Source organism: Arthrobacter sp. Ms25, from assembly GCF_059090365.1.
In genome coordinates this window covers 203,842-230,510 of the sequence record NZ_JBNHFP010000001.1, presented here as the reverse complement: position 1 = coordinate 230,510, position 26,669 = coordinate 203,842, and the positions used below count along the sequence as shown (strand labels likewise).

Below are 26,669 nucleotides of genomic sequence, written 5' to 3'. Positions count from 1 at the left end.
AAACGAGCGGGTTTCCCCTGTGAAAGGAGGTGATCCGTGTCTGTATTTGACGAGCTCAAGGGCAGGGCCGGTGAGCTGAAGGAAAAGGCCACCGGGTTTGTCGGGCAGAATGCCGACAAGATCAAGGGCGGCATCGATCAGGCAGGGAACTTCGTCGACCAGAAAACCGGCGGCAAGTACTCCAGCAAGATCGACGGTTTCCAGAGCAAGGCCTCCGAGGCGGTTGACAAGACCAACCGCAACCGGGAGCCGGGGACCGGCAACGGTCCCGGCCAGACGCCTCCGGCCTAAAGACCCCGAGAGCACGCAAAGAAGCGCCGGTCCCGCCGAGAGGCGGCACCGGCGCTTCCGCCGTTAAAGAGGTCCTGTTATGACGCTTCTCCGGTTTGGCCCTCGCGGGCCAGTGCGGTGAGGCGGGAGACCGCCCGGAAGTACTTCTTCATGTAGCCGCCGCCCATCATCTCCTTGGTGAACAGCTGGTCGAACGGGACACCGCTGGCCAGGATCGGCACATCCTTGTCGTACAGGCGGTCGGCAAGGACCACGAAGCGCAGGGCCACAGATTGTTCGGTGATGGTCTGGACGTTGTGCCAGGCCACGGCTTCCACGCCGTCCAGCAGCTGGCGGTACCGGCTCGGATGGACCTGGGAGAGATGGTTGATGAGTTCCGAGAAGTCGTCCACCGCTACGGTTTTACCGGAGAATTCGGTTTCCATCCGCGCTTCCAGCTCACCGTCCTGCAGCGGCTGGGGCGACTCGGGCAGTCCGCGGTGGCGGTAGTCCTCACCGTCGATGCGGACGACGTCGAACTGGTCCGCCAGGACCTGGATCTCCCGCTGGAAGTCGACGGCGGCAAAGCGGCCCTCGCCCAGGGAACCGGGCAGGGTGTTGGAGGTGGCTGCGAGCTTCACGCCGGCGTCGGCGAGTTCCCGCATCAGGCGGGACATCAGCACGGTGTCGCCCGGATCGTCGAGCTCGAATTCGTCAATGCAGACCAGCTTGTAGGTGCTGAGCGCGTCCACGGTCTTACGGAAGGTCAGGGCGCCCACGAGGTTGGTGTACTCCACGAAGGTGCCGAAGGCCTTGGGGCCTTCCACTGCGTGCCAGAGCGAGGCGAGCAGGTGGGTCTTGCCGACGCCGAATCCGCCGTCCAGGTAGAACCCTGCTTTGCTCTCGGGTTTCTTGCCGCCGAAGAACTTCCGCAGGCCGCTCGGCTCGGGGGTGTCGACGTCGGCCGCGAACGAACGCATCGCACCCACGGCTTTGGCCTGGGAGGGCTGGTCCGGATCGGGGCGGTAGGAATCAAAGGACACGCTGCCGAACCGGGGCGAGGGGAAGAATCCCTGCAGCAGTTCATCCACCGATACCTGGGGAGTCCGTTCTGTCAGGTGCTCGAGTTGTGCCACTGCGCGCTTTTCCGTCCGTTTGATGCCTGCTTCCGGCACGAAAACGTGCCGGTTCCGCGGCGTCCTGCCGCCCTCGCAACGATACGCCAACGGGTCCGGGAATTTGGAACTGCCGCGGGTGGACTGCGGCTGTGTCTGCAGTCCATAGTCGGAGCATGGCACGGCGGCAGGACACGGTTGAGGCTCGAGGGTATTCGACCGGAGAGCGGACCCTGTTGGGGTTGGAGTTTGGAACGGCGGGGGCGGCCTTCGGCGCCGGTCTTCTCCTGGCGCTGCGCCCCGACGGCGCCTTCCTGCATGCTGACCCATCCGTGCTGCGGCGGACCCCGTTTCGGAACTGGCGGCTTCCGGGCCTCCTCCTCGCTGCGGGTTGCGGTGGAGGTTACCTGACCGCCGGGATGCTGCATGTGCGGCGTAATCGACTTGCCCGGCCGGTTTCTGTCGCCGCCGGACTCGCCCTCATCGGTCTGGAAGCGTGGGAAATAGCCTTCGTCGAGTTTCAGCCGCTGGAAGCGGTGCTCGCCGGGGTCGGTGCCGCCGTCGTCGTGCTGGCGCTGCGCCTTCCCTGATCGATGCTGGGTTCCCGGGAGCGGTGGACGGGTGCGAACCGGATCGAAAAGGCACAAATTACCGATTTACAGCCGGAAACCGGTAATTCGTGCCCTTTCGATCCCCGAAACGGTAAATCGTGCCTTCTCATGCCGTGCCACCCCTCGATCCCCCCACGGTTCAGCCCATGGAAGTTTTCGGCCTCCGTCATCGTTAGGCTAGGTAGAAGCCCAATTGCCGAGGAAAGAAGTTCCGCGTATGTCGATCGCAGCTGACAGCAGCCCCAAGTTCTCCGCCTATGCCCACCCGGAACGCCTAGTCTCCACGCAGTGGCTGGCCGAGAACCTGGACGCTGAGAACCTGGTGGTCCTTGAATCCAACGAGGACATCCTGCTGTACGAAACGGGACACATCCCCGGCGCCCGGAAAATCGACTGGCACACTGATCTGAACGACGCCGATACCCGCGACTTCGTGGACGGTAAGGCCTTCGCACAGCTCATGGCACGCAAGGGCATCACCCGGGACTCCACCGTGGTGATCTACGGCGACAAGTCCAACTGGTGGGCTGCCTATGCCCTGTGGGTCTTCACCCTCTTCGGCCACGAGGACGTCCGACTGCTCGACGGCGGCCGCGACAAGTGGATTGCCGAAGGCCGGCCGGTCAGCACGGACAAGGTGTCGGTGGAACCCACCGAATACCCGGTGGTGGAGCGCAACGACGAAAAAATCCGCGCCTTCCTGCCCGACGTCGTCGGACACTTGGGCCAGGGACCGCTGATCGATGTCCGCTCCCCCGCGGAATACACCGGCGAACGCACTCACATGCCGGACTACATGGACGAGGGCGCGATGAAGGGCGGCCATATCCCCACCGCAAAGTCGGTGCCGTGGAGCAAGGCCGCCGCTGAAGACGGTACCTTCCGTTCCCGTGAGGAGCTCGAAGCGCTCTATAAGGACGACGCCGGGTTGAAGGAGGGCGACGACGTCGTGGCCTACTGCCGCATCGGCGAACGTTCAAGCCACACCTGGTTTGTCCTCAAGCACCTGCTCGGTTTCGAGTCCGTACGCAACTACGACGGATCCTGGACCGAATGGGGCAACGCCGTCCGTGTCCCGATCGCCCGCGGCGAAGAGCCCGGCAACGCCCCCAGCTGATTCTCCACGGCTCCACAGAAAGATTTACGTATGAGTACCACCCCGGAAACAGCGATCCCCGACTCCTTGGCGGAGATCATCGACGACTTCCAGGCGATGGAGGAATCCGACCGGCTGGAACTGCTGCTCGAATTCTCCCGCAGCCTCCCCGATCTGCCGGCCGAAATTGCGGACCGGCCCGAACTGCTCGAACAGGTAGTGGAATGCCAGTCACCGGTGTTCCTCAGCCTGGACGTGGATGACTCCCCCGAGCACCGCGTCTCCCTGTTCTTCAAGGCGCCGCCGGAAGCTCCCACCACGCGCGGCTTCGCCAGCGTGCTGTACGAAGGCCTGAACGGGCTTCCGGCGGCCGATATCCTGGCGGTTCCGGCCGATGTTCCTGACCGCCTGGGCCTCACCCGCGCCATTACCCCGCTGCGGATGCGGGGAATGTCCGCCATGCTGGGACGCATCAAGCGCCGGCTTGCCCAGCACGAAAAGCTGGCGCAGCAGCCGGCGTAGCCACAGCGGGCCGGGCGTGCCGCGGCCCCGGGAACAGGAGACACCATGGCAGGGAACCGCGATAAGCATCCGGGCAAGGGCGCGACGCCTGCCACAAAGGTCCTGGACGAGGCCCGGGTTACGTACACGCTGCATCATTATGAGCACGACGCCGGTGCGCCGTCGTACGGTCTGGAAGCCGCCGAGAAACTCGGGCTGCCGCCGGAAGCGGTCTACAAGACGCTGATGGTGGACCTGGGCGGTCATCTGGCGGTGGCCATGGTTCCGGTGGCCCTGAACCTGGACTTGAAGAAGTTCGCCGCCCTGATGGGTGCCCGCAAGGCCGTCATGGCCGACCGGAGGGATGCGGAACGGCGGACCGGTTACGTGGTGGGCGGCATTTCCCCGCTCGGGCAGAAACACTCCTCCCCCGCCGGAATCGATTCCCGGGTGGAGCTGCTGGACACCGTGTACGTGTCCGGCGGTCGGCGGGGACTGCAGGTCGGGCTTTCGCCGTTTGACCTGATCCGGCTCACCCACGCCGTCACGGCCCCCATCGCCGCGGCAGCTGCCTAGCGGCGGTTCTGCTCGCCCTTGCGAAGGTGATGCAGGGCGTAACCGTAACTCAGCCGGACCCGCTCCGGGTCCTGGGCTAGCCACTTATCAGCGGTGCCGTTGGGGAATTCCATGCTGACCACGTCGACCAGGTCCTGCGGCTTGTCAAAGGTCCAGCTGCTCATGACCAGGGACGTGGAGGCACCCTTCTGCGCCCACCAGTCGTTGATGTACTTACCCTCGCCCTGATGGGCCGAGGCGTTGGCCGCTTCAAGCAACACGGCAAACTCGCCGTTGTGCTGATCGTTGTCGATGACAACCAGCGATCCGCCCGGACGCAGGACCCGCAGGACCTCCTCCAGCCCCGCCGTGCAGTCGTTCTGCGGCGCGGGAAAGAAGTACGCAAACCGGGCGTGGACCACGTCCACCGAATTGTCCGGCAGCGGAAGGTGTTCGGCCGATCCGTGCAGGACCTCGGCTCCCCCGGGGCGTGACCGTGCGGCCGGAAGCAGCTCGGGATCGGGTTCGACCCCGATGACGGATCCCGCGGATTCGGCATAGCGCGGCAGCCAGAAACCGGTGCCGCAGCCCAGATCGAGGAGAGTCCGCCCCGCCCACGGCGCCAGATCCGCCAGGGCATCCCAGACCACCCCTTCACGGTCCAAGGCCCGGTTTTCCACCTCATACAGCCCGGGATGGGCACCCTGGTTCCACGCCGGAAAAAAGTCATCCAGCCGCGAGTCCTGTTGGTGCTGCATTTTGTGCCCCCCCTAGATGTGTCCGTGGGGCACTAACCTACTCCGTACCGGCCCTCATCCAGGCACGCCCGACTTTCCCTGCGGTTTGTGCATTTTCCTGCGGCCTGTGCATTTTCCTACGCCGCGCCGAGCGGGGATTGTCACAAACCGAAGGGTCTAGGCAGACGATGCCCCAGCGCGCTCGTCACGAACCGCTACTCCGCCGCGCGGTGTTCCGCAGGGTGCCGCGTGCGGCCGAGGGCGTCATTCAGCCAGCCCAGCACCACGCGCTCCCACCGCTCGGGGTCCACGTTGTATTCCTTGGTGTGCCGCGCCCGGGTGAAAGGCTCGAACGTGATGACGCCCGGGTTCTTCTCTGCCAGTTCCGCAGACGGGCCGTACGGCACAAAATCGTCGTCCTTGCTGTGCAGGATAAGCGTGGGAATGCGGATCTCCTCCGCGCGGGTCACCCAGTCCATGCTCTTGAGGTCCAGCGGAGCCGCCAGACCGGTGAGGGCCCGTCCGGCAGCATTGGAGATCAGCCATTGCCCCAGCCGTCCGGCCTGCGCCGGAATCCGGTTGACGCGTGCATGGTGTGCCAGCACGTCCACCCAGTTGATGACCGGCCCGTCCAGCACCATGGCACGGATGTAACGGCGCAGCGGCGAGCGGTCCGCAGCCTGCAGGCTGATCGCCCCGCCCATGGACCAGCCGAACAGCACCACATCCTTGGCACCGTGGTCCAGTGCATACCGGACGGCCGCCTCGACGTCCTTCCACTCGGTCAGCCCCAGCCCGTACCGGCCGTCCGAAGCGAAGGGCGCCTCGCCGTCGTTCCGGTAGGAAATCACCAGGCTGGTCAGTCCGGCTTCACGGGCGGTACGCAGCGCCCGCAGGCATTCGGTCCGCCGGGCGCCGCGGCCGTGCACCATGACCGCCCAGGTATCAGCTCCGGGGGTGCGCACCAGCCAGGCCGGCGCTTCCCCGCCGTCCACGGGAATCCGCACTTCTTCCTCCGGAAGCCCGACGGCGGCGGGCGAGGGATAGATGGAACCGCTCCACCAGCCGCGCCGTGCCTTACCCAGATCTCCGCTGTACACCTCTTCCACGTCCCGCTGCACCGTACCCTCGCGAGGCACATAGGAACGGATAGCGCCGATCCGGGCGTGCCCGTCGCCGTCGTCGAAGTACAGGCTGTACGTTCCGTCGACCGTAGTGTCCGCGTTGGCAGGCAGGATGATCTGGCGGCCGTGCTCGCTGTCGGTGACCGCCAGGATCTCCAGGTTCGCGTCCCGCGTCCGTGCCGGGGTGACGACCTGGCGGGCGAAGTAAATGCCCAGGCCGGAGGCAGCCGCCACCACGGCGGTGGATGCTGCCGCACCTACGCCGGCACCGAACGCCGTCCAGCGCACCCACGGAACAGAGCGGGCCGCGGTGGAGCCGGAGGTTGCATCGGAAGGAACGGAGATAGCCATAGAACATTCTTACCGGATGCGCGACGGGTCCGTGTAACGGGGCCCGCGGTGGGGCGGAAGGGACGCGCGTACTAGGCTGGTGCGCATGACTTCGACAATTGTGGTGCTGACGGAAGAATCGCTGGGTAGCCGCGACATTGAGAACCTGCGTGCGGTGGCAGGAGAGAACCCCGCCCGTTTCGAGGTGCTGGTACCGGCCGATCCGGGCCGGAACCTGCTGGTGGATGTGCTGGACAACCTGAGCCTGCTGGATTTCGCCGAGGCATTCCGGAACCTCACGGGCGGCCGCCCGTCCAAGGCCGAAGAGGTGAAGGAAGCAGTCATCACGCTTGCCGATTCCCTGGAACACCTGAAGACAGCAGGCCTCGAAGCCACCGGCACGGTCACCGGCGAAGACCCCGTGGCGGCCGTCGTCGAAACCGCCAAGCGCACCTCCGCGGACCAGGTGGTGGTCATCACCACCCCGCACGCCGTGGAGGATACGTTCCGCACCGACTGGGCCAACGAAGCCCAGGACCGGCTCGGGGTGCCCGTGCTGCACCTGTACAGCGGCTCGGGATTTATTGGCGACTCTTAAGCGTTGACGCGGATATGACTACCGAAGAGAACACCGGAACCGTCCCTGTCCAGAAGACTGACGAACAGTGGCGCGAGGAACTCACCCCGCAGGAATTCGCCGTGCTGCGCCAGGCCGGCACCGAACGCCCCTACACCGGCGAGTACTGGGACACCAAGACCGCCGGGGTCTACCAGTGCCGCGCCTGCGGCAGCGACCTGTTCACCAGCAACGAGAAGTTCGATTCGCACTGCGGCTGGCCGTCCTTCTTCGCCCCGCTGGCCGAGGGCAAGGTCCGCTACCTGCATGACCGCAGCATGGGCATGGACCGCATTGAGGTCCGCTGCGCCAACTGCGATTCGCATATGGGCCACCTGTTCGAGGGCGAAGGTTTCAACACGCCCACCGACCAGCGCTTCTGCATCAACTCCATCTCCGTGAAGCTCGTCCCGGCAGGCGAGTAAGCACCAATGGAGCACGGAGTCTTCCCCGGCGAGTCCGTGGCCGGGCCGGAGATCCCGGACGAGGTCATTGACCAGTACCGGGAGCTGAGCGCGGACATCGCGTCCGGCGTCGGCGTGGTGTCCACCCGCCTGCGCGGACGCGATTACGCGGCCACCGTCAGCGGCTTCCTCTCCGTCTCCTACGATCCACCCACCCTCCTGGTGAGCCTCTACGCCGAGGCACGCATTGCCGAGGCAGTGGTCGACGCCGGCAGCTGGGCCCTGAGCCTGCTGCCGGCCCGGCTGCGCGGCACCGCCAACTGGCTCGCCAGTCCCGGCTCACCGCTGGAAGGGCTGCTGACCACGGTCGACTACGGCCGGGCGCCGGAAACCGGCTCGGTCATCATTGAGGACTCAATCGCCTGGTTCGAGGTCCGCACCACGCAGGTTACGACGGCGGCCACGCACCAGCTGGTCATCGGTGAGGTGGTGTCCATGGGCCGCAGGGCCAACGCCGACGACGAGTCCGATCCGCTGGTGCATTTCGCGTCCGCGTACGCGCGGCTGGCCCGCTGAGCCTGATCCTTCCGCCGCCGGTGCCCGGCCATCGCGGAACCATTGTTTCCGCAGCACGCCCCACGTAACGTCGAGGACGGGGGAAAACGTTCCGCAGCCGGTTGGCAGAGCGGGGCCGCAGCTCTCCAGGACCACCCCTCCGCTCAGGGAGGTGCCGCATGGCACGCAACAGCCTGCTGGACCGTTTCCGTCCCGTCGGCGCGCCGGGACCTGCCGGACCCGCGGGCGTTCCGGCCACAGACGACGAGGGAACAGCCGCGGAACTCATCCCGGTCTTCGAAGCCCTCGACCCCACCATCAGCGAGAGCCGCGGCCGCACCGAATCCGCCGAAGCCCGGGCGCAGGAAACCGTGGCTGCGGCCCGCCGGCAGGCTGCAGCACTGGTGGAACAGGCACGGATGGACAGTGCCGCTGTCCGGGCCGACGCCGCAGCCCGGGTGTCCGCGGAAGCCGCACGCGGGGACGAGCAACTGCGCGCCGATGCCCGGGAAGAGGCCGAAGCCCTCCGCACACGCGGTGAAGCCCGGGTACCCGAACTTGCCTCCGCGATCGTGGCAGACCTCGTGCAGGACCTCCTGGGCCGCGGAACGGACACCAGCTGATGCGGGCGGACTGGGTGGCAGCCTCCGTCCGGGCGCGGGCCATGGCACAGCGGCGGATAGGCGCCGGTGCGTCCCGCGAACTTTCCGCGCTGCCGGACCTGCCGGAGGCCGTTCAGGCGTTGGAAGGATCGGTGTACTCCGACCAGGTGTCCGGCGCCCGGACGCTTGGAGCCGCCCAGCAGGCCACCCGGCGGACCGTGCTGTGGCAGCTGCGCGTCCTGGCCGGGTGGCTGCCCGCCGGCGGGACACCGCTGGTCCGGGCGGCGGCGGCACGGTTCGAGGCGGACAACATCATTGCCCTCGCGGCCGCACTCCGGACAGGCCCCGGAACCCCGGCCGCGCCGGAGCCGCCCGCCTCACCCGGTGTTGCCGATTCCCCGACGACCCCCGGTAACGCATTCGACCTCGGCGGCCTGGCCACGGCCTGGCCCCGGCTACGCACCGCAGATTCCGCCGAGACCCTGCAGTCGATGCTTGCCGCCTCCCCGTGGGGCGATCCGGGCAGCGAATCTGCACTACCGGACGTCCTGACCTCCGTCTGGCTCCGCCGGCTGGCTTCAGCGGCCCCCGCAGCACGACCGTGGGCCGTAGCCGGTGCCGTGCTGCTCGCAGCCCGCCTGCTGCTGGTGGACCGCACCCGGCCCGCCGACCGGTTGGTGTCCCTGCTGCGTCCCCTGATCGGCGCCGGCTGGACCGAGACTGCCTCGCTGCCGGAACTGACGGCATCGTTGAGTCCGGCCGCAGGCCAGGTGCTGGCCGAGGTGCAGGAGCCGCACGAACTGTGGCGGGCCGAAACCCGGGTCGCCGCCCAAGTGGAAGGCGACGGCTTTCATCTGCTGCGGGCGGGTCTGCCCGGCCCGGACGTGGTGCTCGGCGCCATGGCTGTCCTGGCCACGGATGCCTGGCGGGTCCGGGCCGCACTGGCCGCGGCGGCTGCGGGCGCCGGGGGAAGCGAGGTGCTCGATGCCGTGGCGTGAAACCCTCAGCCCGGTCCGGATGGACCGCATTGCCCTCGTCTGGCCGCGGGATGCCGGCCGTCCCGTGCTCACTGAGGTGGCCGCGAGCGGCGTCGTCGAGCTGGATCTGCCCTACGAACCCGGCAACGGCCCGGAGGAGTTGGACCGCGCGGCGGACGCCGCCGTCGTCCACGGTCCCGTTGCCGGGTTGGTTGGCTGGTCCCCCGCCCTGGAGCTGCCGGGACTGCGGAAGGCACTGGAACCGCACGGCGCTTCCGCCGTTCCTCTGCGCCGGCCCCGCGGCGTGCAGCCGCCGACCCAGCTGACCGGTGAGGAACGGCGCCGGCCGCGGCTCTCCCGGCTGCTCGTGGACACCTACACCACGGTCCCCTACGCGGACCTGGATCCGGCGCGGATAGCCGCCGTGGCCTACGTGGTGATGTTCGGAATGATGTTCGGCGACGCCGGGCAGGGCGCGCTGCTGGTGATTGCCGGACTGCTGATCCGGTTCCTTCCGGCAGCGCGGCTGGACCGCTACCGGCGGACGTGGCTGTTCATCACGGGAGCCGGTGCCGCCGCAGTGTTCTTCGGGTTCCTGTACGGGGAGTTCTTCGGTCCCACCCACGTGCTGCCGGTGCTGTGGCTGGAGCCGCTGGAGGACCCCATCCCCCTGATTGTTGCCGCCCTGGTGCTCGGCGCCGTGCTGCTGGCCGGTTCCTATGCCCTGGGCACCGTCAACCGGGTACGCGAGGGCGGCTGGGGGTATGCCCTGTACGCCCGCTCCGGGTTGGCCGGTGCGTTGCTGTTCACCGCCATCGGGCTGGTGGCCTGGGGCCTGCTAGCCGGCAGCCCGGTGATCCTGGTGGCTGCAGGGACCGTGGCAATGGTGGCCCTGGTGCTTATCTTCATCGGTCTGTTCGTGGAATCCGGCGGCGGTCCCACCGGTGGACTGCAGGCCACGGTTGAGCTGGTGGACACCGTGGTGCAGCTGGCATCCAATCTGGTGTCCTTCACCCGCCTGGCGGCCTTCGGCCTCACCCACGCCGCACTGATGATGGTGGTCTGGCAGGCGACAACTGCCATCTGGGAACCGGGCTGGCGGGTCATTCCGGCCGTCCTGATGTTCATCCTGGGCAACGCGCTCACCTTCGCACTGGAGGGCCTGGTCGCGGGAATCCAGGCGCTGCGGTTGGAGTACTACGAGCTCTTCTCCCGTGTCTTCACGGAGGAGGGACGCCGCTTCCGGCCCTGGGCCCCCGATCTCGGCCCCGCTGCCTCCGCCCTTCCCCCTGTTGAAAGGCACCTGCCGTGAATCCCTGGTTTGCCGTCCTTCCGCTGGCACTGTTCCTTACCATCCTGCTTGCCGGAGGTGCCCTGGCCCTGATGCGCCGCCGCCGCCGGGCGGGAGTCAGGGCGCTGCTCGGGCTGAACGCCGTCCTCATGGCAGGGGCATTGGCGCTGCTGGTCTCCGCACTGAACGCCGTCCCGGCAACGGCAGGAACCGGCGGTGCCGCGGCCACCGCAGTGGCGGCAGCCACCGACGGCAGCGACAGCAGCAGCGCAGCCCTGCTCGGCGCCGCGATCGCCGTGGCCGGGTCCTCCATCGGCGCGGCCATTGCCGTGGCCTACACCGGTTCAGCGGCCCTGGCCGCCATGAGTGAGCGGCCCGAGATTTTCGGGCGGGCCATGGTGGTGGTGGGACTGGCAGAGGGGATTGCCATTTACGGCCTGATCATTTCCATCATCCTCATCGGCCAGGCATGAGCCGCCGGGAAGGAACCGTGGCCGCACTGGGCAGCCCGGCCCTGCTGGAGGGATACCGGCTGGCCGGTGCCGTGCTGTATCCGGCTGCCGGCGCTGCCGATGTGCGGGCGGTCTGGGCCGGCCTGCCGGAGGACGTCTGCGTTCTCCTGCTGACGCCCGACGCCGCGGAGCAGCTGGGCGGGGAACTGGCGGACCCGGCGTCGCCCCTGACAGTGGTGCTGCCTTCATGACCCGGCTGCCGCAGGGTGCCGAGGCAGCCCTGGACCCGGTGCGCCGGGCACTGCAGCAGGAAGCCGCAACGGCTGCGGCCCGGACCGAGGCGGAGGCCCGGGGCCGGGCGGCGGAGCTCCTCGGACGGGCCCAGGCGGAGGCCGACGCCATCCACCGCACCGCGCAGCGGGAAGGCGCCGAGGCCGCCCGTGCCGAGGCCGCGGCGTCCTCCGCGCGTGCCCGCCGGGAAGCACGCCGGACGGTGCTGGCTGAACAGGAGCACCTGCGTACGCTGTTGGCCGAGCAGGTGCAGGAGCAGGTGCGCGAAGTGCGGCGGGACCCGCGCTATCCGCAGATCCTGCGGAGACTGACGGCCCAGGCGGACCGGGTCCTTGGGCCGATGGCCTCAGTCACCGAAAGCTACAAGGGCGGCGTCATCGGCACCGCAGGATCACGGCGGCTGGATTTGTCGCTGCCCACCCTGGCGCAGCAGGCGCTTGAGGACTCCGCCGGGGAGGTGCAGAGGTTATGGCACAACGCGTGAGCACTCCGGGCCCCGCTGAAACAACAGGCAGCGGCAGGATCACCCGGGTCAGCGGACCGCTCGTGGAGGTCACCGGCCTGCGCGGGCTGTCCATGCTCGAGGTGGTTCGGATCGGTCCGGACGGGATAGCCGCGCAGGCCGTCTCCATCAACGGAGACGAAGCCACCCTGCAGGCCTACGAATACACCGGCGGGCTGAAAACCGGCGACCGGGCTGAGCGGACCGGACACCAGCTCGCCGGACTGCTGGGTCCGGGGCTGCTGGGCACGGTCTTCGACGGGCTGCTGCGGCCGCTCTCTTCCGCACCCCTGTGGCTGACGCAGCAGCGGCAGAGTTCGGCCGAAGACCCGGCGGTGCTGGAGACCCTGTGGGAGTTCGCCCCGTCCGTGGAACTTGGGGACACCGTGCGGGCGGGAGAGATCCTCGGGACCGTCCCGGGAGTGGGGACGATCGAGTTCCGAGTGCTGGCGCCGCCGTCGGTCGCCGGAGAAGTGACGTGGCTGGCCGAAGGCAAGGTCCGTCCCCTGGACCCCGTGGCCCGGATCGGCGGTGTGGAGGTGCCCCTGGCGCAGCGCTGGCCGGTGCACACGCCCCGGCCCTTCGGCGAGCGCATCACCGACGTGGTCCCGCTGCAAACCGGGCAACGGGTCCTAGACCTGCTTTTCCCGGTTCCCCGCGGCGCCGCAGCTGCGGTCCCGGGCGGTTTCGGCACGGGCAAAACCCTCACGCTGCAGCAGATCGCCAAGTGGTCCAACGCGGACGTGATTGTCTATGTGGGCTGCGGCGAGCGCGGCAACGAGATGGCCGACGTCCTCGAAGGACTCTCCGGTCTGGATGATCCCCGCACCGGCGGCAAGCTGATTGACCGGACGGTCATCATCGCCAACACCTCCAACATGCCCATGATGGCCCGGGAAGCCTCCATTGCCTCGGGCGTGACCGTAGCGGAGTTCTTCCGCGACATGGGCTACGACGCCGTCGTGATCGCCGACTCCACCTCCCGCTGGGCCGAGGCGCTGCGCGAATTCGCCAACCGCAACGGCGACCTCCCGGCCGAGGAAGGATATCCGGCGTCGCTGGCCAGTGAGCTGGCCGCGTTCTACGAGCGGGCCGCCCGGGTGCGCACGCTGGGCGGCGCGACAGCGTCGGTCACCGTCATCGGCGCGGTCTCGCCTCCCGGCGGGGACATGAGCGAACCGGTGACCACCGGTACCCAGCGCTTTGTCCGCTCCCTGTGGCTGCTGGACCGGGACCTGGCCTACTCCCGGCACTACCCGGCGGTCAGCTGGCGCGGGTCCTTCTCCCGCGACGCGGAGTCCCTGGGCCGCTGGTACTCGGCCCACGGCGATCCGCAGTGGGCGCAGCGCCGGGCCCAGGCGTCCCTGCTCCTGGCGGAGGCGGACCGACTGACGGCCCTTGCGGAAATCATCGGCGCTTCCTCCCTCCCGGGGCATGAGCAGATGGTCCTGCTCGGCGGCCGGCTGCTGCGTGACGGGGTGCTCCTGCAGAACGCGCTCAGTCCCAATGACGGCTACAGCTCGTCGGAGAAGGGCGCGGCCCTGCTGCAGGCGGTGCTGGACGTGGTGGACACCTGCCAGACCCTGGTCGCCCGGGGCGTGCCGCCGGCCGACGTCGACCGTTACGACTTCACTCCCGTCCTGCGCCTGCGCGAGGACACCGGGCCCACCGATGCCGCCGGCGTGGCCGAGCGCGGCCGGGCCTTCGTACGGCATCTGACCGAGACCCTGGACCGGCCGGCGACAGGAGAAGCGAATGGCTAGCAGCAACCGGGCGCGGGTGGGGCACAGTGATGTACGGGAGCTGCGCGGACCGCTGCTGGTCCTCGGAGACACGGAGGGCGTGGGCTGGGACGAATTCGCCGAAGTAGACGTTGATGGCGGGACCCGGCGGCACGGGCTGGTGCTGGAGGTCGACGGCGACGAAACCACGCTGCAGGTCCTCGAAGGCACCGAGGGCATGGCGCTGGGCGGAGTGGAAGTCCGGTTCTCCGGCAGACCGCTTGCCGTTCCGGTGGGGACCGGCTGGCTGGGCCGGGTCTGCAACGGGCGGGGTGAGCCGCTCGACGGCGGCCCGCCCGTCACTGCCGAGCGCAGTTCCCCGGTGAGCGGCTGGCCGTTGAACCCGGTATACCGGGAACCGCCCCAGGACCCGGTAATCACCGGCATCTCCGTGGTGGACGCCCTGACGACCCTGGTCCGCGGGCAGAAGCTGCCGATCTTCTCCATCCCCGGGCTGCCGCATCTGACCCTGGCCACCCAGATCGCCGCGCAGGCCACGGCGTCCTCGGGGCGGGCCTTCCGGGTGGTGTTCGCGGCCATGGGCATGACGCACGCCGACATTGCCTATATCCGGGACCGGCTGGAGGAACGCTCCGCTGCCGGCGAGCTGGTGCTGCTGCTCAATGCCGCCGACGATCCGGTTATCGAACGCATCCTCACTCCGCGCATTGCCCTGACCATTGCCGAGTCCCTGGCCTATGACGACGGCTCGGACGTGCTGGTGGTGATGTCGGACATGACCAGCTACGCCGAAGCGGTGCGTGAGGTGTCCGCAGCCCGCCGGGAAATCCCCGCCCGGCGCGGATATCCCGGGTACCTCTACAGCGACCTTGCCGAACTGTATGAGCGCTGCGGCCGGGTCCGGGGCAGGGAGGGGTCGGTGACCGTTGTGCCGGTGCTGACCATGCCCGCCGGGGACATCACCCACCCGGTGCCGGACCTCACCGGCTACATCACCGAAGGGCAGGTGGTGCTCGACGGCGACATAGACGCCCGCGGTATCTATCCGCCGGTGGATGTGCTCTCCTCGCTCTCCCGGCTGATGCGCAGCGGTGCAGGGAAGGGCCGCACGCGGGAGGACCACCTCGACGTCGCAGCCCAGATCCTTTCCGCCATGGCCCGCGCGCGCTCCGCAGCGGAACTGGCAGAACTCGTGGGGGCCGCCGCGCTGAGCGAGACCGACAAGGCGTACATCGAGTTCCGGACCGTGGTGGAACGGGAACTGCTCAACCAGGGACGGGATGAGCTGCGCACCTTGGAACAGACGCTGGACCTGGCGTGGCAGGCACTTTCGCTGCTGCCACGCCGGGAACTGACCATGCTCCCCGGTGAGTTCCTGGACCGGTACCTGCCCGGACCGGGCGGTCCGGCGTGAGCCGGGTCCGGCGGTGAGCGGGTTCCGGTCCGGGGGCAGCAGGGCGGAGCGTGCCGAGGTGCAGCGCCGGCTCGCCACGGCCCGGCGCGGCGCCGAACTGCTGGACCGCAAGCAGCGCATCCTGCAGGCGGCCATAGCCGGGCTGCAGGAACGGGCGGGCGAGGGCACCCGGGCGTGGGAAACCGCTGCACGGGAGGCCGCGGTGTGGCTGCGGCGCAGTACCGGACTGGATGGTGCCGACCGCCTGCTGGAAGCCGCGCCGTCCGAGCCTGCCGCCGCCGTCGTGCAGTGGGGTGGAGCCATGGGCATCTCCTATCCGGAGTCGGCGTCCTGCACGGTACCGGCGGCCCACCCGTCGGGCGGCAGTTCCGCCCTGGCGTATGCGGCGTCGGCCCACCGTGCGGCTCTGGAAGCTGCCGTCGCGGCGGCGGCCGGACAGCGGGCGCTGCTGCTGGTCTCGCAGGAACTGGCGGCGACCCGAACCCGGCAACGGGCGGTGGAGAACCGGTGGATCCCCCGGCTAGAGGAACAGCTGACCGCCATCGACCGGCGGATCGCCGAGCAGGAACTGGAGGAGAGCCTGCGGCTTCGCTGGGCGGCCGGGCTGATGTGAGGGGGCCGGGCCAAAGTTAGGCCCCTGCGGTGCGTCTGGAGTACATTCATGCGCGGCAGCACAGATCGCAGGGGGAAGGACACATGGGACTGTTCACACGCGGGGATTTTCCATCGGCACATCCGATCACGCAATTCTGGCAGTGGTGGAGCACCGAGGGATGTGCCCGGTTCACCGCGGCGGCGGATAGCGGAGAATGGGGTGGCAGTCTTCCCGCGGAGATGGGCGAACGACTGGCTGCTGTTCATCCCGACCTGGCCTGGGACACCGGCACCGGACGAACCGCTCGGCACCTGCTCGCCGTCAGTTCCGGAGGAGATGCTGCCCTGCGCCGGATTGCTGAACAGTGGCTCCGGTCGGCTCCGGCGGCAGGCGACGCATGGGAATACGCGGCCGCCCGGCAGCCCATTCCCGGTGTCAGCGGCCAGACCCTCATGATCGACGGCCATCGACTGGACGCCGGTGATGTCCGTTTCCGCATGGACCCCGGCGGGCAACGGATTAACCTCGAGGTACATCACCCGTTGTTCCCTGACCTGCCCGAAGGCGTCCAGCTGCAGGTCTCGTTCCTGATCCTCGACTGGATCCTTGGCGAGGACGGCGTAGAGCGGTGGGTGGGTGCCGTCGAGACAAGGGCCAACGGAGCAGGAGCAACGGCCACCGCATCCGACCTTGCTGCAGCAGCCAAGGCCCTGGCGGACGGGGAACGAGGCGAAACGTGGGTCCTGATGGAGGCCACGACGCCCTCCGGGGAAAGGGTCATGGCCAAGGCCCGCCGGCCGCTGCGCTGGATCGACTACCCGCTGTTCGATCTCCACACCGAGGTGCGCCTCACCTACAGCGGTCACCAGGACGACGGCCTGCCCACCCAGGCGTCCCTGGACCTCCTCCGCCGGGCCGAAGACGGGATTTCCGCCGCACTCGGCGTCCGCGGAATCCTGGTGGCGCAGGAGACGGCAGGCGGCAGCCGGCTGCTGCACTATTACTCCGACTCCGAGGACCAGAACAGTGCCGAAGCAATCGAGGCTGCAGCACGTGCCGCTGGCGGGGACACCCGGCACATCCCCGACCCGGGATGGAAGCACATGCGTAAATTCTCCTGAGCGCGGGTCAGGGCCTAAACGCCACGGCGCGCACGGGCGAACCGTCCAGTCCCTCCAGCCGCAGGGGCAGCGCCGAGAACCACGGGTCCGGCCACGGCACCGCCGCCAGGTTTGTCAGGTTCTCGACAATCCCGCCGCCGGAACCCAGGAACACGTCGTGGAACGGCAGCGAGAATCCGCCTTGGGTCTGCCCGGGCTCCGCCGGGTCGGGAGTCGGATCCGGGTTCAGGGTGTCGACGCCGACCAGCCGCACCCCGGCGGCGACGAGCCCTTCGGCGACGTCGGCACCGAAGGTCGGATGCCGCAGGTAGGTCCACGTGTTGAAGTACCGGGACCATCCGGTGGAAAACAACACGATGGTTCCGGGCAGCAGGCCCGCCAGTTGCCCGCTCACATCGTCCCAGCGAAGGACGGCGCCGGCGGCAGGCTCAGGCAGGGAAACGATCCGCGCCGGCCCCACGAGGTCCTCCAGCGGCATCTCGTTTACGGCAGCTCCGTCCTGGACGGTATGCACCGGCGCATCCAGATGCGTTCCGGAGTGGCTGCCCAGATGCAGCTGCGCCACGGCGAAGCCGTCCACGTCAATGGTGGCGGCACTGCGCAGCTCTACGGCCGGGTCGCCCGGGAACACCTGCATTCCGGTGCGGAGCGGATGGCTGAGGTCGACAACCTGCATTGGCTAGGCCGTTCCGGCGGGACCGGGAGCCGGTTCGCTTAGGTGCAGGGAGCGGGGCTTGCCCGGAGCTATCTGCCGGGTCGCGGCGCACCAGCCCAGATACAGCACAAAGGTAATCGCGAAGGTGGGGATGGTGGCGCCCAGCGGACTGGGCAGCACGTAGGTCAGCAGCAGGGAGGCCCCCGCACCCACCAGCCAGGCCACCAGCGCCGCCGCGTTGATGCCGCCCCGGAACCAGTACCGTCCGCCGTCGCCCAGCAGGATGTCCGCCGTGTAGGAACGCTTCTGCACCACGTAGTAGTCGGCGATCATCACCGCGAACACCGGAATGAACAGCGCGCCGATGACGGTCAGGAAGGACGTGAAGCTGTCCAGCAGGCCCAGCCAGGTGGAACCGAGAATGGAGACGGCACCGAGCACGAGGGCCGTGGGAAGGAAGCGGATCCGCCGCGACGGCACCATGTTCACCACCGAGGAGACCATCCCGTACACCACCATGGTGTTCGTTGCCATCACGGACAGGAAAATCACCACGGCCAAGGGGGCACCGAAGATCCCCACGATCAGGGCCGGATCGAAGCCCACCGCCTCGCCGCCGTCGAGCACCACATAGCCGATGGCGGTGGCGCCCAAGGCCATGGCCAGCACGGTCGAGACCACGTACCCGGCGGCGGAACCCGCCACGCCCGCCGTTTGCGACTTGGCCAGCCGGTTGAACTCGGCCGAAAGCACGGTCCAGGAAATGGCGGTGGCAATAACGACGTCGAGCACGGAGATAGCCGACATGCCGGCACTGGTGTCCCGGGGAATGGCTATGAAATCCGCCACCGGGAATTCCCGGAAGGCGACGGCGAAGACGTAGGCCATGATGGCCAGGATCACCAGCGCCAGCCACGGTTCCACCCGGGCAATTCCCTTGTGCCCGAAGATCGCCAGGGCCACCACCAGCAGCTGGCAAAGCACCGAAAAGAGGACGGGGCTGGAGAAACCGGTGGCGCGTTCGACCAGGAAGTTCACCGTGACGCCGGCAAGCATGGCCTGCACCCAGCTCCAGCCCATCAGGATGACGACGTTTGCGGCCACGGGCACGAAGGATCCGCGCAGACCGAACGACCCCTTGGTCAGGGACATGGTGGGCAGCCCGGTGCGGGTGCCCATGTTGCCCACGAGCACCAGTACCGCTCCCCCGATGAGGGTGCCCAGGACGATCATGCCCAAGGCCATGGGCCAGCTGACCCCGGGAACGAAAAGAGTGCCGGTGAGCAGCGTGGTGACCACGAGGTTGGCGGCCAGCCAGATCATGCCGATGCGCCCGACGCCGAGGGTGCCGCGGAGCGGGCCGTAGCCCTCGGCGTCCTCGTCGAGGCGGCGGGAAAGACGGGTCCAGGCGGACGGCTGCGCGGTTGCGGACATTGACAACCCCTTTAGGCGACGACGACGACGGGCGTGGCGGCGGCGTCGGCGGTGCCGGTGTCGACCAGCTCAAAGCCGGGATCGGGGGCCGTGGAAAGGTGCTCGTGCACGGCCAGGATCCGGTCGCCGGAACGGGTGAACACGATGGTTTCCCGCTCCCTTGTGGTCTCCTGCGCTCCTGCTGTCCCGGCAGTTGTGAGTACCGTGTGGCTGAACACGGCGCTGGTGCCGAAGATCTGCACCCGGGCATCGGTGCTTTCACATGCCGTAACGGACCAGCCCGCGGTCAGCCATGACGCCCACAGCGCCTCGTATTCCGCCCGGCTTTCGAGCCGGTTGGGCTCCGCGTGGAAGACGAAGGTTGCCTCCGGGGCGAACCCGGCGAAGTACGCCTCCGTGTCCGTGCGGGCGAACGCACCGACCAGGCGTGCCGCTGCTTCAAGGACATCGTTTTCGGACAGGGACTGGGCCGGAGTAGGGGTATTCATGGCCAGCCTTTCAGAACGGGCTGCAGGCAGCATCATCGGGTGGGGCGGCTCCCGATACCGACCCGAAGAAAACTTCAGGTGCATATTGGAAAACCTGCTCCAGTCTGAAGTGACACCGGTCACTAGTCAAACGCCGCCGGAATATGAACGCCCGGGATCCCCGGTTGCTCACGGTCCGGCGGCGCAACCCGCCGCTTACGGCGCGGCGGTACACCCGGCCTTGGGCCCTAGAGCCGGAAGCGCTCGTCCAGCCGTTCGATGATCGTGACGTTCGCCTGGCCGCCGCCTTCGCACATGGTCTGCAGGCCGTAACGGCCGCCCGTGCGCTCGAGTTCGTGCAGCAGGGTGGTCATGATCCGGGCTCCGGTGGCTCCGATGGGGTGGCCCAGGGCGATGCCGCCGCCGTTGACGTTGACCTTGGACATGTCCACGCCGAGCTCCCGCTGCCAGGCCAGCACCACGGAGGCAAAGGCCTCGTTGATTTCCAGCAGGTCCATGTCGTCAATGCTCATTCCGGTGCGCTTGAGCGCGTGCCGGGTGGCCTCGATGGGTGCGCTGAGCATCATGACCGGATCATCGCCGCGGGCGGAAATGGAGTGGATGCGGGCCCGGGGCTTCAAGCCGTACCGGCGGACCGCACCCTCGGAGGCAAGCAGCAGCACGGCGGCGGCGTCGGAAATCTGCGACGACGTTGCAGCGGTCAGGTGCCCGCCTTCGGCCAGCGGGGCCAGTGTGGCAATCTTCGCGCGGTCGGGATCGCGGGGACCTTCGTCCGCGGTGACCCCGTTCATGGGCAGGATCTCCCGGTCAAAGCGCCCCTCGGCCTGGGCGGCAATGGCGCGGACGTGGGATTCGACCGCGAAGTCCTCCATCTCCTCACGGGTCAGCCCCCACTGCTTCACCATCATCTCCGCACCGATGAACTGTGAGATCTGCTGGTTCCCGTAGCGCTTTTCCCATCCCACGGAGCCGGCGAACGGGTTCGGGAAGCCCAGCTCCTTGGCTGCGGAGTTGGCGAAGGACAACGGCACGGAGGACATGCTCTGCACGCCGCCGGCAATCACCAGATCGCTGGTGCCGCTCATGACGGCCTGGGCCGCATAGGACACGGCCTGCTGGCCGGAACCGCATTGCCGCTCCACGGTGGTGCCCGGCACACGTTCGGACAATCCGGCCGCGAGCCAGGACGTCCGGGCAATATCCATGGACTGCGGTCCCACCTGGTCGATGGTGCCGAGGATGACCTCGTCATACTCTCCGGAGTCGATCCCCGTCCGCCGGACGGTTTCGGCGATGACGTGTGCGGCGAGGTCGGCGGGGTGGATTGTACTCAGTCCCCCTTTGCGCTTGCCGATGGGCGTGCGGACGGCGTCGATGATGAACGCTTCAGCCATTGTGGAGGGCCTTTCGTCGTTGTAAGGCGGAGGTTCCCGGGCCTTCGGGCCTGGGTACGGCACTCGATGCCTCTGGCATGTGCCGTGCACCACACTAAGTGATTCCGGCTGGCCCGTAACCCGACCGACGGTATGTGTCCTGCACCGCGTCGACGGCACGCCCGTCCGGGTGCCCGCGGGCGGACAGGTAGAATAAAAAAGCTGTGTTCTGAGCAGCCGACTGCCGGGTACCATGCAGTTTCCCCGCCGGTAGTCCCACCCACCAGAGTCTGAAAGCAGCGGAGTGTCCCAACAGGTTTCCACCCCCGTCAGCGCCACCGCCACCAAAGAGATCGTTCGGGAGTCCGCCCGCAGGCGCACCTTCGCCGTGATCTCGCACCCCGACGCCGGCAAGTCCACGCTCACCGAAGCGCTGGCCCTGCACGCCCGGGTGATCGGCACGGCCGGTGCCACCAACGGCAAGGAAAACCGCCGCGAAACGGTCTCCGACTGGATGCAGATGGAGAAGGACCGCGGTATCTCCATCAGCTCCACGGCCCTGCAGTTCGCCTACCGCGACACCGTGATCAACCTCCTGGACACCCCCGGCCACGCCGACTTCTCCGAGGACACCTACCGTGTCCTCGCCGCCGTGGACTGCGCCGTCATGCTCGTGGATGCCGCCAAGGGTCTGGAAACCCAGACCATGAAGCTGTTCGAGGTCTGCCGCGCCCGGAACCTGCCCATCATCACCGTAATCAACAAGTGGGACCGGCCCGGCCTGGATCCGCTGGCCCTGATGGACGAGATCACCGAACGCACCGGCCTGGAGCCGATGCCGCTGACCTGGGCCGTGGGCATTGCCGGCGACTTCCGCGGCGTCTGGGACCTGCAGAAGGACGAATACGTCCACTTCGAACGGCAGAACTCCGGAGCCTCCCTCGCCAAGGAGGAACACTTCACCCCCGAGCAGGCACTGGAACGCGAAGGCGACGTCTGGACGGACTCGCTGGACGAAGCCGAACTGGTCATTGACGGCCGCGAGTTCGACCGCAACAAGTTCCTGGATGCCAAGGCCACCCCCGTCCTCTTCTCCTCCGCCGCCCTGAACTTCGGCGTGAAGCAGATCCTCGACGCCCTGGTGGACCTGGCGCCGTCGGCGTCCGCCCGCGAGGACAAGGACGGCGGTCTCCGCCCGGTCGAGGCCCCGTTCTCCGGCTTCGTGTTCAAGGTGCAGGCGGGCATGAACCGCGCCCACCGCGACCACGTGGCCTTCATCCGCGTCTGCTCCGGCATCTTCGAACGCGGCATGGTGGTCACGCATTCGAACACCGGCAAGACCTTCGCCACCAAGTACGCCCAGCACCTGTTCGGCCGTGAACGCGAAGTGATTGACCAGGCGTACCCGGGCGACGTCGTCGGGCTGGTGAACGCCTCCGCCCTGCGGGTGGGCGACAGCCTCTACGTCGAGGAACCGGTGGAATACCCGCCCATCCCGTTCTTCTCCCCCGAGCACTTCCGCGTGGCCCGGTCCCAAGACCCCAGCCGGTACAAGCAGTTCCGCCGCGGCATCGACCAGCTCGAGCACGAGGGCATCATCCAGGTGCTGCGCTCGGACCGGCGCGGCGACCAGGCTCCGGTGCTGGCCGCCGTCGGCCCGATGCAGTTCGAAGTGGTCGAGGACCGCATGACACAGGACTTCAACGCGCCCATGCGCTACGAACAGCTCTCCTACTCGCTGGCCCGGCTCACCACTGCCGACGCCGCCGAGAAGCTCAGCAATGTGCACGGCGCCGAAGTCCTGGTCCGTACCGACGGTGCCTTCGTGGCCGTGTTCAACGATGTCTGGGCCCTGCGCCGCGTGGAGAAGAACCACCCGGACATCAGCCTGACGGTCATCGGCACCGAATCACCGAACAGCCGCGGTTACTAGGCACGGCCGCTACCCCGTCGGTTTAGCGGGAACGGTGCCCTCCGGAGGCCCGGGCGGCCATGGGTCGATCCAGGAGTCCTCGGTGGGCATCGGCTCCGGAAGGGCGCTCTCCATGAGTTCAGGCGTCCAATACTCCTCAGCCGCCCCGCTGGGTTCCGGCGGCGAGGTCACGCTCAGCCCGTCGGAATCGGGCTCGGCCCCCTGATGAGCCGGCGGCGTGCCCGGCCCGCTTCGGCAGCCCGTTATCAACAGCGCTGCTGCGAGAAGCGCGGTACCGGCGGCGAACCATTTACGCGACATAGCTGCAGAGTAACCCGGCGTGGGGAAAACGACCGGGACCGGAAGCAGCACTTAGGGCGTGATCCCGGCCACAGACCACTGAGCATAAGCATTGCTAATTATTGGAGGACTTTCCGATAAGCGTTAGGAATTCGTGAGTATGCTGGCCGGAACTATTCCACCCAGCCGTCCCGATCCTTCCGGGGCAGCCCCGTTCCGGAAGGCACGCATCATGTCCTCCTCCGTTTTCCCGTCACTGTCCCGCCCGGTCTTCGCCGCCGTACCCGCCGATGCGCCGCCCGCCGAAAGCGACGCCTGGGCCGCACTGAAGCAGGCCGCCACACAGCTGCAGGGCCTGCAGAACAAGAACGGGTCCGTGGACGCCGAGAACCACGCCCGGGCCGCCGAATTGATCGGCACCATCACGGCCGCGGTGACGGCACTGGCGCCGGCCTTCACGCACGATGCAGATTACCTGCGGCTGGTGGTGGAGGACTTCGAACGTTGGGTAGCCGGCGGACTGGACAACGAACCTGATTTCCTCGACTCCCTGATGGCCTTTTCCCCGCAGCAGCACCGCTCCGACGGCCTGGCGCACCTAGTGGTTTTCCCCATGTACACCCAGAACGGAAGCTCCAACCGGTTCGTGGAAGCCGTACTGATCGAGGTCATCTGGCCCGACTTCGTCGCCGAGCTCGAGGCCGGCGAATACTCCAACGGGCTCTTCGTTCCCATCCGGTTCCTGGACTTCACCCCCGGCTACGACACCAACTCCGCCGTGCTCTTCCCGGAAACCGTCGCCGTGCGGGAAACCCCCGCTTTCACCTGGGGTGCGATTTTCGCCGACCGGGAGGCCGCGCGTTTCCGCAAGGTCCTGGCCGCGGCCGCGGACATCACGTCGCTGAAGCTGCCGGCCGAGGCCGCAGAGCTCCTGCACGACCAGAAACTCACCGAGGAAACCTTCATCATGTGGGACCTCATCCACGACCGCACGCACATGCGCGGCGACCTCCCCTTTGATCCGTTCATGATCAAACAGCGCATGCCCTATTTCCTGTACTCCCTGGAGGAACTGCGCTGCGACCTCACCGCCTTCCGCGAAGCCGTGAAAATCCAGCGCCACGAGGACGCCCCGGAGGACACCCGCCGGCACGCCCGGCTGGTGCAGTACGCGGTGATCTTCGACCGCATCTTCCGCTTCGCGATCACCGGCAGCAGGGTGCGCAACTACGACGGGCTCGGCGGCCAGCTGCTCTTTGCGTGGATGCACCAGAACCATGTGCTGCACTGGACGGACGGAAAGCTGAGCATCGACTGGGAGGAAACGGCCGACGTCGTCGTCCGCCTGGGTGCCGAGATCGAGGACCTGTACTGGCGTTCCATCGACCGGCCCAAGACCGCCCACTGGCTGGCGGCGTACGACCTGGTGGCCGGAACACTGACCCCGAACCCGGCGTCGGTGTGGGCCCAGGGCCCCAAGGCCCTGCCGCTGGACGGACCGCCGCGCGGGCTCACCGACCAGGTACTCGATGACGAGTTCCCGCTGTCCATGTTCTACGAAGCACTGTCCAAGAAGATGGCGCCGGTGATCGAATCCACCGCCGGCATCACCGGACAGAGCACTGCAGGCACCGCCGAATGAGCACCGCGCCCGGCGCGGCGGCCAGCGCGATCCCGCTGACAGGGCGGACGGTATTGGTCGCCGGAGCCGGCAGCGCCTCCGGCACCGCCGTGTGCCGGGCCCTCGCCGCGGCGGGCGCCGAGGTGGTGGCAGTGGGCCGGGACGCCGCCCGGCTGGAAAACGGCCTGTCCGGCCTGGAAAAAACCGACCTGCGGACCTGCGACCTCAGTGATCCCGGCGAGGTCGCCGCCCTCGCAGCCGACCTGCAGGAAACCTACGGGGGCATTGACGGGCTGATCCACCTGGTCGGAGGCTGGCGGGGCGGGACGGATATCGGTTCCCAGACCGACCAGGACTGGGATTTCCTGGAGACCAACATCCTGCGCACCCTGCGCAATGCCAGCCGCAGCTTCTACGACCAGCTCGAGGCCTCCCCGGCCGGACGCCTGGCCATCGTGTCCTCAACGGCGGTGGATTCCCCCACGGCCGCCGGCGCCGGATACGCCGCCGCCAAGGCAGCGGCCGAAACCTGGGTGCGGGCCGTCGCCGCCGGCTTCCGCGGTTCCCAGTCCGGGCGGAAGGACGCCCCGCAGCCGCAGCGTTCGGCCGCCCTCGTCTTCGTGGTCAAGGCACTGGTGGACTCTGCCCAGCGTGCCGCGTCCCCTGACCGCCGGTTCCCCGGCTACACCGACGTCGAGGACCTGGCCGCCGCCGTCGTCCGGCTCTTCGCGCAGGACGCCGCCGAGGTCAACGGGCAGCGGATTCACCTCGTACCGCAGAAGTGACCTGAACGACATCAAGGTAAGAGATACTAGGAACCGTGACTGACATACTCCCCCTGCACGACACCGCAATCAAGGCTTTTGCTTCCGACAACTACTCCGGTGTCCATCCGGAAATCCTGGCCGCACTCACCGCCGCCAACCAGGGCCACCAGGTGGCCTACGGCGAGGACGTGTACACCACAAAGCTGCGCGAGGTCCTGACCGACCAGTTCGGCTCCCATATCCGTGCGTTCCCGGTCTTCAACGGCACCGGCGCAAACGTCACCGCCCTGCAGTCCCTGCTGCCCCGCTGGGGTGCGGTCATCTGCCCGACGACGGCGCACATCAACGTGGACGAAAACGGGGCACCGGAACGGATCGGCGGCATGAAGCTGCTGGGCATCCCCACCGACGACGGCAAGCTCACCCCCGAACTGATCGACCGGGAAGCCTGGGGCTGGGGCGACGAGCACCGCGCCCAGCCGCTGGCCGTGTCCATCACCCAGTCCACCGAGCTCGGCACCCTCTATACGGTGGAGGAAATAGCCGCCATCGCGGAGCACATCCATGCCCGCGGCATGAAGCTGCACATGGACGGCGCCCGGCTGGGCAATGCCGCCGCAGCGCTGGGTGTCTCCTTCAAGGAAATGACGGCCGATGCCGGCGTGGACATCCTCTCCCTGGGCGGCACCAAGAACGGGATGATGTACGGCGAATGCATCATCACTTTCGACACCGAGGCCTCCCCCGGCCTGGACTACCTGCGCAAGATGAACATGCAGCTGGCATCCAAGATGCGGTTCATTTCCGCCCAGTTTGTCACCCTCTACGGCACGGACCTCTGGCAGCGCTCGGCCTCGCACGCGAATGCCATGGCCGCCCGCCTGCGGGCCGCCGTCGAACAGATCGACGGCGTGGAAATCACCCAGCCCACCCAGGTCAACGCCGTCTTCGCCAAGCTGCCCGCCGGCGTTGCCGACCGGCTGCGCAACGACTTCCGGTTCTATGACTGGGACCAGTCCACCGGCGAAGTCCGCTGGATGTGCACCTTCGATACGACGGAGGATGACGTTGATGCCTTCGCTGCGGCCATCGCCCGCGAAGTCGCTGCGGATCCGGCACCGCTGGCCGCACTCTAAGCCGTGGTTACCTGCCGTCCGGCCGTCTTTGCGGACCGGACGGCAGGTAACGAAACGGCCACGGCGGCGAGCCTGCCCGGCC

Annotated in this window: 29 protein-coding genes; 22 read left to right on the top strand and 7 right to left on the bottom strand. The window is 68.0% G+C overall.

The window, feature by feature from the left end; genetic code table 11:
* Positions 1 to 36: 36 nt before the first annotated feature.
* Positions 37 to 291, top strand: a complete 255-nt coding sequence (locus tag AC5RT8_RS01040) for an antitoxin (protein ID WP_494093856.1) — start codon at positions 37 to 39, stop codon at positions 289 to 291.
* Between the two features lie 77 nt (positions 292 to 368).
* Here AC5RT8_RS01040 and zapE read toward each other — a convergent pair whose 3' ends face one another.
* Positions 369 to 1,406 carry a cell division protein ZapE gene (gene zapE / locus AC5RT8_RS01035; RefSeq protein WP_494093855.1) on the bottom strand — a complete coding sequence of 346 codons (1,038 nt, stop codon included), beginning with the start codon at positions 1,404 to 1,406 and terminating at the stop codon, positions 369 to 371.
* Between the two features lie 155 nt (positions 1,407 to 1,561).
* Between zapE and AC5RT8_RS01030 the strand changes: the two genes are divergently transcribed.
* The 4 genes from AC5RT8_RS01030 (at position 1,562) to ybaK (ending at position 4,169) form a co-directional block, all read left to right on the top strand.
* On the top strand, positions 1,562 to 1,975 hold the full coding sequence (locus AC5RT8_RS01030) for a hypothetical protein (protein ID WP_494093854.1): 414 nt from the start codon (positions 1,562 to 1,564) through the stop codon (positions 1,973 to 1,975).
* A 238-nt stretch (positions 1,976 to 2,213) separates the two neighbouring features.
* Entirely contained in the window at positions 2,214 to 3,113 is a 900-nt protein-coding gene (locus tag AC5RT8_RS01025; RefSeq protein WP_494093853.1) for a sulfurtransferase, read from the top strand.
* Positions 3,114 to 3,143: 30 nt separating this feature from the next.
* On the top strand, positions 3,144 to 3,614 hold the full coding sequence (locus tag AC5RT8_RS01020) for a SufE family protein (RefSeq protein ID WP_494093852.1): 471 nt from the start codon (positions 3,144 to 3,146) through the stop codon (positions 3,612 to 3,614).
* 45 nt (positions 3,615 to 3,659) lie between these two features.
* Positions 3,660 to 4,169 (top strand): Cys-tRNA(Pro) deacylase, encoded by a 510-nt coding sequence (ybaK, locus tag AC5RT8_RS01015; RefSeq protein WP_494093851.1) that lies wholly within the window; start codon positions 3,660 to 3,662, stop codon positions 4,167 to 4,169.
* Here the strand turns inward: ybaK and AC5RT8_RS01010 are convergent.
* Entirely contained in the window at positions 4,166 to 4,906 is a 741-nt protein-coding gene (locus AC5RT8_RS01010) for a class I SAM-dependent methyltransferase (RefSeq protein ID WP_494093850.1), read from the bottom strand. The genes ybaK and AC5RT8_RS01010 overlap by 4 nt on opposite strands.
* A 194-nt stretch (positions 4,907 to 5,100) precedes the next feature.
* Positions 5,101 to 6,360, bottom strand: a complete 1,260-nt coding sequence (locus AC5RT8_RS01005) for an alpha/beta hydrolase family protein (protein ID WP_494093849.1) — start codon at positions 6,358 to 6,360, stop codon at positions 5,101 to 5,103.
* Positions 6,361 to 6,445: 85 nt separating this feature from the next.
* On the opposite strand from AC5RT8_RS01005, the gene AC5RT8_RS01000 reads away from it, so the two are divergent.
* The 13 genes from AC5RT8_RS01000 to AC5RT8_RS00940 all read left to right on the top strand — a co-directional run bounded on the left by AC5RT8_RS01000 (position 6,446) and on the right by AC5RT8_RS00940 (position 16,901).
* Positions 6,446 to 6,937: a hypothetical protein gene (locus AC5RT8_RS01000; protein ID WP_494093848.1), complete on the top strand. Its 492-nt coding sequence runs from the start codon at positions 6,446 to 6,448 to the stop codon at positions 6,935 to 6,937.
* 14 nt (positions 6,938 to 6,951) lie between these two features.
* The gene (msrB, locus tag AC5RT8_RS00995; protein WP_494093847.1) at positions 6,952 to 7,380 is read left to right on the top strand and encodes a peptide-methionine (R)-S-oxide reductase MsrB; all 429 of its coding nucleotides are present in this window, start codon (positions 6,952 to 6,954) and stop codon (positions 7,378 to 7,380) included.
* Between the two features lie 6 nt (positions 7,381 to 7,386).
* Positions 7,387 to 7,935 carry a flavin reductase family protein gene (locus AC5RT8_RS00990; RefSeq protein WP_494093846.1) on the top strand — a complete coding sequence of 183 codons (549 nt, stop codon included), beginning with the start codon at positions 7,387 to 7,389 and terminating at the stop codon, positions 7,933 to 7,935.
* A 158-nt stretch (positions 7,936 to 8,093) separates the two neighbouring features.
* The gene (locus tag AC5RT8_RS00985) at positions 8,094 to 8,537 is read left to right on the top strand and encodes a hypothetical protein (protein ID WP_494093845.1); all 444 of its coding nucleotides are present in this window, start codon (positions 8,094 to 8,096) and stop codon (positions 8,535 to 8,537) included.
* A gap of 14 nt (positions 8,538 to 8,551) precedes the next feature.
* Complete coding sequence (locus AC5RT8_RS00980; protein WP_494093844.1) at positions 8,552 to 9,514, top strand: hypothetical protein; 963 nt, start codon at positions 8,552 to 8,554, stop codon at positions 9,512 to 9,514.
* The gene (locus AC5RT8_RS00975; protein WP_494093843.1) at positions 9,501 to 10,805 is read left to right on the top strand and encodes a V-type ATPase 116kDa subunit family protein; all 1,305 of its coding nucleotides are present in this window, start codon (positions 9,501 to 9,503) and stop codon (positions 10,803 to 10,805) included. The genes AC5RT8_RS00980 and AC5RT8_RS00975 overlap by 14 nt, the downstream gene beginning before the upstream one ends.
* Positions 10,802 to 11,257: an ATP synthase subunit C gene (locus AC5RT8_RS00970; protein ID WP_494093842.1), complete on the top strand. Its 456-nt coding sequence runs from the start codon at positions 10,802 to 10,804 to the stop codon at positions 11,255 to 11,257. Before AC5RT8_RS00975 ends, AC5RT8_RS00970 begins: the two co-directional genes overlap by 4 nt.
* Positions 11,254 to 11,487, top strand: coding sequence for a hypothetical protein (locus AC5RT8_RS00965; protein WP_494093841.1), 234 nt, complete (start codon positions 11,254 to 11,256; stop codon positions 11,485 to 11,487). Before AC5RT8_RS00970 ends, AC5RT8_RS00965 begins: the two co-directional genes overlap by 4 nt.
* Positions 11,484 to 12,011 carry a V-type ATP synthase subunit E family protein gene (locus AC5RT8_RS00960; RefSeq protein ID WP_494093840.1) on the top strand — a complete coding sequence of 176 codons (528 nt, stop codon included), beginning with the start codon at positions 11,484 to 11,486 and terminating at the stop codon, positions 12,009 to 12,011. Before AC5RT8_RS00965 ends, AC5RT8_RS00960 begins: the two co-directional genes overlap by 4 nt.
* On the top strand, positions 12,008 to 13,792 hold the full coding sequence (locus AC5RT8_RS00955) for a V-type ATP synthase subunit A (protein ID WP_494093839.1): 1,785 nt from the start codon (positions 12,008 to 12,010) through the stop codon (positions 13,790 to 13,792). The genes AC5RT8_RS00960 and AC5RT8_RS00955 overlap by 4 nt, the downstream gene beginning before the upstream one ends.
* Positions 13,785 to 15,185 (top strand): V-type ATP synthase subunit B, encoded by a 1,401-nt coding sequence (locus AC5RT8_RS00950; RefSeq protein WP_494093838.1) that lies wholly within the window; start codon positions 13,785 to 13,787, stop codon positions 15,183 to 15,185. Before AC5RT8_RS00955 ends, AC5RT8_RS00950 begins: the two co-directional genes overlap by 8 nt.
* Positions 15,139 to 15,798 (top strand): V-type ATP synthase subunit D, encoded by a 660-nt coding sequence (locus AC5RT8_RS00945; RefSeq protein WP_494093837.1) that lies wholly within the window; start codon positions 15,139 to 15,141, stop codon positions 15,796 to 15,798. The genes AC5RT8_RS00950 and AC5RT8_RS00945 overlap by 47 nt, the downstream gene beginning before the upstream one ends.
* A 221-nt stretch (positions 15,799 to 16,019) precedes the next feature.
* Positions 16,020 to 16,901 (top strand): hypothetical protein, encoded by an 882-nt coding sequence (locus AC5RT8_RS00940; RefSeq protein ID WP_494093836.1) that lies wholly within the window; start codon positions 16,020 to 16,022, stop codon positions 16,899 to 16,901.
* A gap of 7 nt (positions 16,902 to 16,908) precedes the next feature.
* Here the strand turns inward: AC5RT8_RS00940 and AC5RT8_RS00935 are convergent, their stop codons facing one another.
* The 4 genes from AC5RT8_RS00935 to AC5RT8_RS00920 all read right to left on the bottom strand — a co-directional run bounded on the left by AC5RT8_RS00935 (position 16,909) and on the right by AC5RT8_RS00920 (position 20,872).
* Entirely contained in the window at positions 16,909 to 17,577 is a 669-nt protein-coding gene (locus AC5RT8_RS00935; RefSeq protein WP_494093835.1) for a cyclase family protein, read from the bottom strand.
* Between the two features lie 3 nt (positions 17,578 to 17,580).
* A complete protein-coding gene (locus tag AC5RT8_RS00930; RefSeq protein ID WP_494093834.1) occupies positions 17,581 to 18,990 on the bottom strand; it encodes a purine-cytosine permease family protein in 1,410 nt (469 codons plus the stop codon).
* Between the two features lie 11 nt (positions 18,991 to 19,001).
* A complete protein-coding gene (locus AC5RT8_RS00925) occupies positions 19,002 to 19,478 on the bottom strand; it encodes a YybH family protein (protein ID WP_494093833.1) in 477 nt (158 codons plus the stop codon).
* Positions 19,479 to 19,705: 227 nt separating this feature from the next.
* Positions 19,706 to 20,872, bottom strand: a complete 1,167-nt coding sequence (locus AC5RT8_RS00920; RefSeq protein ID WP_494093832.1) for an acetyl-CoA C-acetyltransferase — start codon at positions 20,870 to 20,872, stop codon at positions 19,706 to 19,708.
* Positions 20,873 to 21,155: 283 nt separating this feature from the next.
* On the opposite strand from AC5RT8_RS00920, the gene AC5RT8_RS00915 reads away from it, so the two are divergent.
* The 4 genes from AC5RT8_RS00915 to AC5RT8_RS00900 all read left to right on the top strand — a co-directional run bounded on the left by AC5RT8_RS00915 (position 21,156) and on the right by AC5RT8_RS00900 (position 26,587).
* Positions 21,156 to 22,784: a peptide chain release factor 3 gene (locus AC5RT8_RS00915; protein WP_494093831.1), complete on the top strand. Its 1,629-nt coding sequence runs from the start codon at positions 21,156 to 21,158 to the stop codon at positions 22,782 to 22,784.
* 511 nt (positions 22,785 to 23,295) lie between these two features.
* Complete coding sequence (locus AC5RT8_RS00910) at positions 23,296 to 24,705, top strand: DUF6421 family protein (RefSeq protein ID WP_494093830.1); 1,410 nt, start codon at positions 23,296 to 23,298, stop codon at positions 24,703 to 24,705.
* On the top strand, positions 24,702 to 25,469 hold the full coding sequence (locus AC5RT8_RS00905) for an SDR family NAD(P)-dependent oxidoreductase (protein WP_494093829.1): 768 nt from the start codon (positions 24,702 to 24,704) through the stop codon (positions 25,467 to 25,469). The genes AC5RT8_RS00910 and AC5RT8_RS00905 overlap by 4 nt, the downstream gene beginning before the upstream one ends.
* 35 nt (positions 25,470 to 25,504) lie before the next feature.
* A complete protein-coding gene (locus tag AC5RT8_RS00900; RefSeq protein ID WP_494093828.1) occupies positions 25,505 to 26,587 on the top strand; it encodes a threonine aldolase family protein in 1,083 nt (360 codons plus the stop codon).
* Positions 26,588 to 26,669: the final 82 nt, after the last annotated feature.

Coding starts and splice junctions, on each gene's coding strand:
- AC5RT8_RS01005 (WP_494093849.1), bottom strand. CDS start 6,360: ATGGCTATCTCCGTTCCTTCCGATGCAACCTCCGGCTCCACCGCGGCC.
- msrB (WP_494093847.1), top strand. CDS start 6,952: ATGACTACCGAAGAGAACACCGGAACCGTCCCTGTCCAGAAGACTGAC.
- AC5RT8_RS00910 (WP_494093830.1), top strand. CDS start 23,296: ATGTCCTCCTCCGTTTTCCCGTCACTGTCCCGCCCGGTCTTCGCCGCC.
- AC5RT8_RS00965 (WP_494093841.1), top strand. CDS start 11,254: ATGAGCCGCCGGGAAGGAACCGTGGCCGCACTGGGCAGCCCGGCCCTG.
- AC5RT8_RS00925 (WP_494093833.1), bottom strand. CDS start 19,478: ATGAATACCCCTACTCCGGCCCAGTCCCTGTCCGAAAACGATGTCCTT.
- AC5RT8_RS00930 (WP_494093834.1), bottom strand. CDS start 18,990: ATGTCCGCAACCGCGCAGCCGTCCGCCTGGACCCGTCTTTCCCGCCGC.
- AC5RT8_RS00985 (WP_494093845.1), top strand. CDS start 8,094: ATGGCACGCAACAGCCTGCTGGACCGTTTCCGTCCCGTCGGCGCGCCG.
- AC5RT8_RS00960 (WP_494093840.1), top strand. CDS start 11,484: ATGACCCGGCTGCCGCAGGGTGCCGAGGCAGCCCTGGACCCGGTGCGC.
- AC5RT8_RS01000 (WP_494093848.1), top strand. CDS start 6,446: ATGACTTCGACAATTGTGGTGCTGACGGAAGAATCGCTGGGTAGCCGC.
- ybaK (WP_494093851.1), top strand. CDS start 3,660: ATGGCAGGGAACCGCGATAAGCATCCGGGCAAGGGCGCGACGCCTGCC.
- AC5RT8_RS00905 (WP_494093829.1), top strand. CDS start 24,702: ATGAGCACCGCGCCCGGCGCGGCGGCCAGCGCGATCCCGCTGACAGGG.
- AC5RT8_RS01010 (WP_494093850.1), bottom strand. CDS start 4,906: ATGCAGCACCAACAGGACTCGCGGCTGGATGACTTTTTTCCGGCGTGG.
- AC5RT8_RS00950 (WP_494093838.1), top strand. CDS start 13,785: ATGGCTAGCAGCAACCGGGCGCGGGTGGGGCACAGTGATGTACGGGAG.
- AC5RT8_RS01030 (WP_494093854.1), top strand. CDS start 1,562: ATGGCACGGCGGCAGGACACGGTTGAGGCTCGAGGGTATTCGACCGGA.
- AC5RT8_RS00990 (WP_494093846.1), top strand. CDS start 7,387: ATGGAGCACGGAGTCTTCCCCGGCGAGTCCGTGGCCGGGCCGGAGATC.
- AC5RT8_RS01020 (WP_494093852.1), top strand. CDS start 3,144: ATGAGTACCACCCCGGAAACAGCGATCCCCGACTCCTTGGCGGAGATC.
- AC5RT8_RS00975 (WP_494093843.1), top strand. CDS start 9,501: ATGCCGTGGCGTGAAACCCTCAGCCCGGTCCGGATGGACCGCATTGCC.
- AC5RT8_RS00920 (WP_494093832.1), bottom strand. CDS start 20,872: ATGGCTGAAGCGTTCATCATCGACGCCGTCCGCACGCCCATCGGCAAG.
- AC5RT8_RS01025 (WP_494093853.1), top strand. CDS start 2,214: ATGTCGATCGCAGCTGACAGCAGCCCCAAGTTCTCCGCCTATGCCCAC.
- AC5RT8_RS00940 (WP_494093836.1), top strand. CDS start 16,020: ATGGGCGAACGACTGGCTGCTGTTCATCCCGACCTGGCCTGGGACACC.
- AC5RT8_RS00935 (WP_494093835.1), bottom strand. CDS start 17,577: ATGCAGGTTGTCGACCTCAGCCATCCGCTCCGCACCGGAATGCAGGTG.